6 protein-coding genes and 1 pseudogene are annotated in these 6,051 nt (G+C 72.4%); 2 read left to right on the plus strand and 5 right to left on the minus strand.

Annotated features, from left to right (window positions below; genetic code table 11):
- A partial coding sequence (locus ABZ656_RS55680) for a Sir2 family NAD-dependent protein deacetylase (RefSeq protein WP_360280062.1) occupies positions 1-341 on the plus strand: 341 nt, incomplete at its 5' end.
- A 109-nt stretch (positions 342-450) separates the two neighbouring features.
- On the opposite strand, the gene ABZ656_RS55685 is transcribed toward ABZ656_RS55680, so the two are convergent.
- From ABZ656_RS55685 to ABZ656_RS55695, 3 genes are read right to left on the minus strand one after another with little or no spacing between them, the layout of a single operon-like run.
- On the minus strand, positions 451-933 hold the full coding sequence (locus tag ABZ656_RS55685) for a methylated-DNA--[protein]-cysteine S-methyltransferase (RefSeq protein WP_360280065.1): 483 nt from the start codon (positions 931-933) through the stop codon (positions 451-453).
- A gap of 49 nt (positions 934-982) precedes the next feature.
- A complete protein-coding gene (locus tag ABZ656_RS55690) occupies positions 983-2,464 on the minus strand; it encodes an AlkA N-terminal domain-containing protein (RefSeq protein ID WP_360280068.1) in 1,482 nt (493 codons plus the stop codon).
- Positions 2,465-2,519: 55 nt separating this feature from the next.
- Complete coding sequence (locus tag ABZ656_RS55695) at positions 2,520-4,538, minus strand: heavy metal translocating P-type ATPase (protein ID WP_360280071.1); 2,019 nt, start codon at positions 4,536-4,538, stop codon at positions 2,520-2,522.
- A gap of 34 nt (positions 4,539-4,572) precedes the next feature.
- Between ABZ656_RS55695 and ABZ656_RS55700 the strand changes: the two genes are divergently transcribed.
- Positions 4,573-4,950 carry a metalloregulator ArsR/SmtB family transcription factor gene (locus ABZ656_RS55700; RefSeq protein WP_101401774.1) on the plus strand — a complete coding sequence of 126 codons (378 nt, stop codon included), beginning with the start codon at positions 4,573-4,575 and terminating at the stop codon, positions 4,948-4,950.
- A 72-nt stretch (positions 4,951-5,022) separates the two neighbouring features.
- On the opposite strand, the gene ABZ656_RS55705 is transcribed toward ABZ656_RS55700, so the two are convergent.
- Positions 5,023-5,703 (minus strand): NAD(P)-dependent oxidoreductase, encoded by a 681-nt coding sequence (locus ABZ656_RS55705; RefSeq protein ID WP_360280074.1) that lies wholly within the window; start codon positions 5,701-5,703, stop codon positions 5,023-5,025.
- Positions 5,704-5,786: 83 nt separating this feature from the next.
- Positions 5,787-6,051 (minus strand): annotated as a pseudogene (locus tag ABZ656_RS55710) (M56 family peptidase); the annotation flags it as partial.

A 6,051-nucleotide genomic window follows, 5' to 3' on the forward strand; every position in this document is an offset into this window, starting at 1 on the left:
CGCTCGCGCGGGTCGAGGCCGGCGAGGAGGACCCGCCGTGCCTGGAGTGCGGCGGGATCCTGAAGTCGGCGACGGTGATGTTCGGGCAGCGGCTCGACCCGGTGGTACTCGGTGAGGCGATGGCGATCACCAAGGCATGCCAGGTGTTCATCGCGGTCGGCAGCAGCCTTCAGGTGCAGCCCGCCGCCGGACTCGCGGGCCTCGCCGCCGACCACGGAGCCCGGCTGATCATCGTCAACGCCGAACCGACTCCGTACGACGACCGGGCCGACCAGGTCGTACGGGAACCGATCGGAACCGCGCTGCCGAAGCTGCTGCGTACGCTGGGCGAAGAGGGCTAGAGGCACAGAGAGCCGGCGGCGAAGGGGGTCCCTGCCTGTTCGAGCGAAGCCGAGAACTTGGGGGCGCGTGCATGGCGTCGCGGGGCAGACGGGAATGTGACGACAGGGCCTAGAAGAGAGCCGTACCGCTCTCGAAGTCCAGCAGGCGCTGCTTGCGGTCCAGGCCACCGCCGTATCCGGTGAGGCTTCCGTTCGCGCCGACCACGCGGTGGCAGGGCACGATGATGCCGATGGGGTTCTTTCCGTTGGCGAGGCCGACCGCGCGGGAGGCGCCCGCGTTGCCCAGGGCTTCGGCCAGTTCGCCGTACGAGCGGGTCTCGCCGTAGGGGATGCGGCGCAGTTGCTCCCAGACGCTGCGCTGGAACGGGGTGCCGGACATCCGCAGTTCGAGGGTGAACTCCTTCGACTCACCCTCGAAATAGGCCTTCAACTGGTCGGCGACCTCGCCGAAGGGCATGTCGTCGCGTTCGCCGAAGGTCTCCTCCGGCGGGCGGTGGCGTTGGCCGACCATGTAGAGGCCGCAGAGGACGCCGTCCTCGGCGACGAGGGTGAGGGGGCCGTATGGGCTGTCGATGACCGTGTGCTGTTTCACAGTTCGTACCTTCGAGTCGCCTGAAGCATGTGCGTTTGCTTGAAGTCGCTTATACGGGGAGGAAGTTGATCGGGTGGCTGTCTGTCGCCCACAGGTACTGGACCGCGTACGCCCGCCACGGGCGCCACGCCGCCGCGCGCGCCGTGAGGGCGGCTGGGGTCGACGGCAGGTCCAGCTCCTGGGCCGCGCGCCGGATTCCGAGGTCGGTGGGGAGGAAGGCGTCGGGGTCGCCGAGGGCGCGCATGCCGATGACGTCGACCGTCCAGGGGCCGAAGCCGGGGAGGGCGAGGAGGCGGGCGCGGGCCTCGGCCCAGTCGCTCTCCACTCCCAAGTGAAGGGTCCCGTCGGCGAGTTGGTGTACGAGGGTGGTGAAGGTGGTGCGGCGGGTGCTCGGCATCGCGAGCGTGGACGGGTCAAGGGCCGCAAGCGCCTGTGGGGAGGGAAAGAGGTGGGTGAGGCCGCCCTCGGGGTCCTCGACGGGTTCGCCGTGCGCGGTGACCAGGCGGGCCGCGTGGGTACGGGCGGCGGCGGTGGAGACCTGCTGGCCCAGGACGGCCCGTACGGCGAACTCGGCCTCGTCGACCGTGCGCGGCACCCGGCGGCCCGGGGCCTTCGCCACCAGGGGCGCCAGCACGGGATCCGTCCGCAGCTGGTCGTCGACGGCGACCGGGTCGGCGTCCAGGTCGAGCATGCGGCGGCAGCGGCTGATCGCGACGGGCAGGTCGCGCAGGTCACTGAGGGTGAGGCGGCAGGCGATGTGGTCGACGTGCGGGGTGAGCCCGACGATCCCGTGGCCGTAGGGCAGGCGCAGGGTGCGCCGGTAGGCACCGTCGCGCCACTCCTCGACACCGGGTACGGCTGTCGCCGCGAGGTGACCGAAGAGGTTGTCGGGGTTGAGCGGGGCGCGGAACGGGAGCCGCAGGCTCAGGACGCCCGGTGTGGCCGGGGCGCGTTTCTTCGGCACCCGGTCGCGCAGCTCGCTCGGGGCGAGGGCGAAGACCTCGCGCACGGTGTCGTTGAAGGTGCGGATGGAGGAGAAACCGGCCGCGAAGGCGATCTCGGCCATCGGGAGCGTGGTGGTCTCGATGAGCAGCCGGGCGGTCTGGGCGCGCTGGGCCCGGGCGAGCGCGAGCGGTCCCGCGCCCAGCTCGGCCAGCAGCTGCCGCTCGACCTGGCGGATGCTGTAGCCGAGCCGGCCCGCCAGGCCCGGGATCCCCTCGCGGTCCACGACCCCGTCGCCGATCAGGCGCATCGCACGCGCGACGAGGTCGGCTCGCTGGTTCCACTCGGGCGAGCCGGGGCTGGTGTCCGGACGGCAGCGCTTGCAGGCCCGGAACCCGGCCTGCTGACAGGCCGCCGCACTCGGGTAGAACGTCATGTTCTCGGGCTTCGGCGGCACCACCGGGCAGCTCGGCCGGCAGTAGATCCGCGTGGTCAGGACCGCTGTGAAGAACCATCCGTCGAAGCGCGCGTCCTTCGACTGGACAGCGCGCACACAGCGCTCCATGTCGGTGTGCATCCCGTTCCGCATGCCTCAAGCATCGGGCACCCGCGGGGCCGGGGCTGGCGAGAATCCGACATCAACCTCACAGCGACCGAGGTCGGCCTCCGTCCGGCCGATGCCATGCGGACTCCCGAAGCAGCCGCAGTCCGTTCAGCCCGACCAGCACGGTGGAGCCCTCGTGGCCCGCGACGCCGAGCGGCAGCGGGAGGTGTCCGAGCAGGTCCCACAGGACGAGGACCGTGATGAACGTGCCCGCGACGAGGAGATTCTGGACCACCAGGCGGCGGGCCGCGCGGGACAGCCGTACGACCGCGGGGATCGCCGCCAGCTCGTCGCGGACGACGACGGCGTCCGCCGTCTCCAGCGCGAGGTCGGAACCCGCCCGGCCCATGGCGACCCCCGAGTGGGCGGCGGCCAGGGCGGGCGCGTCGTTGACGCCGTCGCCGACGAACAGGACCTTGCGGCCCTCGCGTTGCAGTTCCCGTACGGCCGTGACCTTGTCCTCGGGCAGCAGGGAGGCGCGTACGTCCGTGATGCCGGTGGCGGTGGCCACCTGGGCGGCGGCGCGCGGGTTGTCGCCGGTGAGAAGTACGGGTGAGGTGCCCGTCAGAGCGGTGAGCCCCGCGGCCGTCTCGGCGGCGTCGGCGCGCGGGCGGTCGGCCAGGACGAGCGTGCCGACGGGAGCGCCGTCACGTTCCACGAGGACGACCGTGCCGCCTTCGACGTCCGTGCCCGTACCCGTACCCGTGTCCGTGTCCGTGTCCGTGTCCGTGTCCAGGCCCGAGTCGGGGCGGCCGACCGTCACGACCCGGCCGTCGACCGTGGCGGTGACGCCGTGTCCCGGCTTCGCCGTGAAGTCGCAGGCGGGGGCGAGGCGCAGATCACGGGTGCGGGCCGCCGCGACGATCGCGCGGGCGAGCGGGTGTTCGCTGGGGTGCTCGGCGGCGGCCGCCAGCGCCAGCAGGGCGTCCTCGTCCAGCCCCGATCCGGTCGCCGGACGTACGGCCGTCACCTCGGGCGCGCCCTCCGTCAGCGTGCCGGTCTTGTCGAGGGCGGCCGTGTCGATCTCGCCGAGGCGTTCCATGGCGAGCGCGGACTTGACCAGGACGCCGTGCCGGCCGGCGGTGGCGATGGCGGAGAGCAGCGGGGGCATGGTCGCGAGAACGACCGCGCACGGCGAGGCGACGATCATGAACGTCATCGCCCGCAGCAGCGCGCCGGTGAGGTCCGCGCCGAAGGCGAGCGGCACGGCGAAGACGGCGAGCGTTGTGGCCACCACGCCCACCGCGTAGCGCTGTTCGACCTTCTCGATGAACAGTTGCGTCGGCGCCTTGGTGCGCGACGCCTCCTCCACGAGGGTGACGATCCGGGCGATCACGGAGTCGGCGGGGTCGCGCTCGACACGGACGCGCAGGGCTCCGGTGCCGTTGAGTGTGCCCGCGAAGACCTCGTCGCCCGGGGTCTTGAGGACCGGCAGCGGTTCGCCGGTGATGGTCGCCTGGTCGGCCTCGCTCGTACCGTCGAGGACCCGTCCGTCGGCTCCGATCCGCTCCCCCGGCCGGATCAACAGCTCGTCACCGACGGCGAGTCGACTCACCGGGACGGACTCCTCACCGTCGGCGGTGACCCGGGTCGCCTTCGCGGGCGCGAGGTCGAGCAGACCGCGTACGGAGTCGGCGGTGCGGGCGGTGGCCAGGGCCTCCAGGGCGCCGGAGGTGGCGAAGATGACGATCAGCAGGGCGCCGTCCAGGACCTGTCCGATCGCGGCCGCGCCGAGGGCGGCGACGATCATCAGCAGATCGACGTCGAGAGTCTTCCCACGCAGCGCCCGCAGCCCCTCCAGCGCCGGTTCCCAGCCACCGGCGAGGTATGCGACCGCGTAGAGCGGCCCGTACGTCCAGCCGGGCGCGTCGGCGAAGTGCAGCGGGAGCGCGAGCAGGAAGGCGACGGTCGCGAGGAGCGCCCAGCGGGCCTCCGGCAGCGCGAGGACGCGGGTGCGGCGGCGCGGGGCCGTCCGGGCGGATGCGTCGAGGGCGGGGACGGGCGGCGAGTCAAGAGTGGAGGACACCCTGACACCATACAGGAATATATGAAGACTCATTCATGCCTTCATGTGCGATGAGTAAGATACACCCATGGGTCATGGAGCCGTCACCACCGCGCAGGACGCCGCCGCTCAGAGCGTCACCACGCGCGTGCGTCTGGACGCGGCGAATGTCGCGAAGGTGGCCACCACGCTCCAGGCCCTGTCCACCCCCTCACGGCTGCTGATCCTCGCGCGGCTGCGCGAAGGGCCGCTTCCGGCGACGGAGCTGGCCGCCGAGGTGGGCATGGAACAGTCCGCCTGCTCGCACCAGTTGCGGCTGCTGCGCAACCTGGGCCTGGTCGTCGGCGAGCGGAGCGGCCGGTCGGTGGTCTACGCGCTGCACGACCACCATGTCGCCGAACTCCTCGACCAGGCGGTCTACCACGTCGAGCATCTGCGGCTCGGCCTCAGCGACGCGTCCGAGTAGCGCCCGCGTCCCGGCCGGCGGCCACGCGGCAGATGCGGCCGCTGTACGCCGCCGGGTTCACGAGGACCGGGATCAGGCTCCTTCGACGTAGGGGAAGACGCGGGTGAAGTCGGCGCCGGGTTCCTTCGCGGCGAAGCTCTCCCACAGGGCGCCGGTGGCCGCCCCGATCGGTGACGGCCGGTCCTCTTCCTCGACGGCACGCAGGTAGAGCTGTACGTCCTTGGTCATGAGCGTGCTGGTGAATCCGGCGGCGTAGCGGCCGGTGAGGACATGGTTCGGGAACTTGTCGTTCGTCGCGGCGCTGCGCCCGCCGGCCCCGTCCAGCACCTCCACCATGGTCGCCATGTCGAGACCCACCGACCTGCCGAAGGCGATCGCCTCGCTGGTCGCGGCGAGTGTGGTGGCCGCCAGGAAGTTGTTCGCCGGCTTCAGGGCCTGGGCGAGGCCCGGGCGGTCGCCCACCCGGTGCCGGCGGTCACTCAGAGCGGCGAGGACCGGCACGACGCGGGCGCAGGCCTCGTCGCTCCCGGCGTACATCACGGCGAGGGTGCGGGCCCTGGCACCCGCCACACCGCCGGACACCGGGGCGTCGACGTAGGCGACCCCGCTCTCGGCGAGCAGCGCGGCGACGGAGCGGGCGGCGCTCACCCCGATCGTCGAGGTGTCGACGACGTGGGTGGTACGGCGGCCGGGGGCGGCGGCGATCTCGCGCGCCACCGCTTCGGACGCCGTGCCGTCGGGAAGGGAGAACATCCCTCTCGCTGAGCGTAAATGAAAATTCCGCAGGGAGACAGATGGACGTCACGGCCTTGACCCGGCAACCCGGCCCGGGAGGGTCAGCGGGTCTCCTCGCCCTGGGCGATCTCCACCTCGTGATGGAAGGTGACGACGCCGGTCGCCGCCGCGGAGGCCGAGACGGTCGCGCAGGCGACGAGGAGGAGGGCGATCCAGGAGGCGGCGCGGGAGCGGTGCCCGGGAGTCGCGAGAAGGGCCGCGACCCGCTGGGGTACGGGTCCGGTGGTAGCGGCGGCGGCGAAGTCGGGGCGGGTGGAGCGGCCGGCCGTGGTGGCGAGGGCGGCGCGGGCGATGGCGCGCGCGGTC

This window comes from Streptomyces sp. NPDC007095, from assembly GCF_040634475.1.
In the GTDB taxonomy this organism is placed as follows: Bacteria; Actinomycetota; Actinomycetes; order Streptomycetales; family Streptomycetaceae; genus Streptomyces.

Excerpts from the sequence above, each read along its gene's own strand:
- ABZ656_RS55690 (WP_360280068.1), bottom strand. The coding sequence starts at position 2,464 with ATGCGGAACGGGATGCACACCGACATGGAGCGCTGTGTGCGCGCTGTC.
- ABZ656_RS55695 (WP_360280071.1), bottom strand. The coding sequence starts at position 4,538 with ATGAGTCTTCATATATTCCTGTATGGTGTCAGGGTGTCCTCCACTCTT.
- ABZ656_RS55700 (WP_101401774.1), top strand. The coding sequence starts at position 4,573 with ATGGGTCATGGAGCCGTCACCACCGCGCAGGACGCCGCCGCTCAGAGC.
- ABZ656_RS55705 (WP_360280074.1), bottom strand. The coding sequence starts at position 5,703 with ATGTTCTCCCTTCCCGACGGCACGGCGTCCGAAGCGGTGGCGCGCGAG.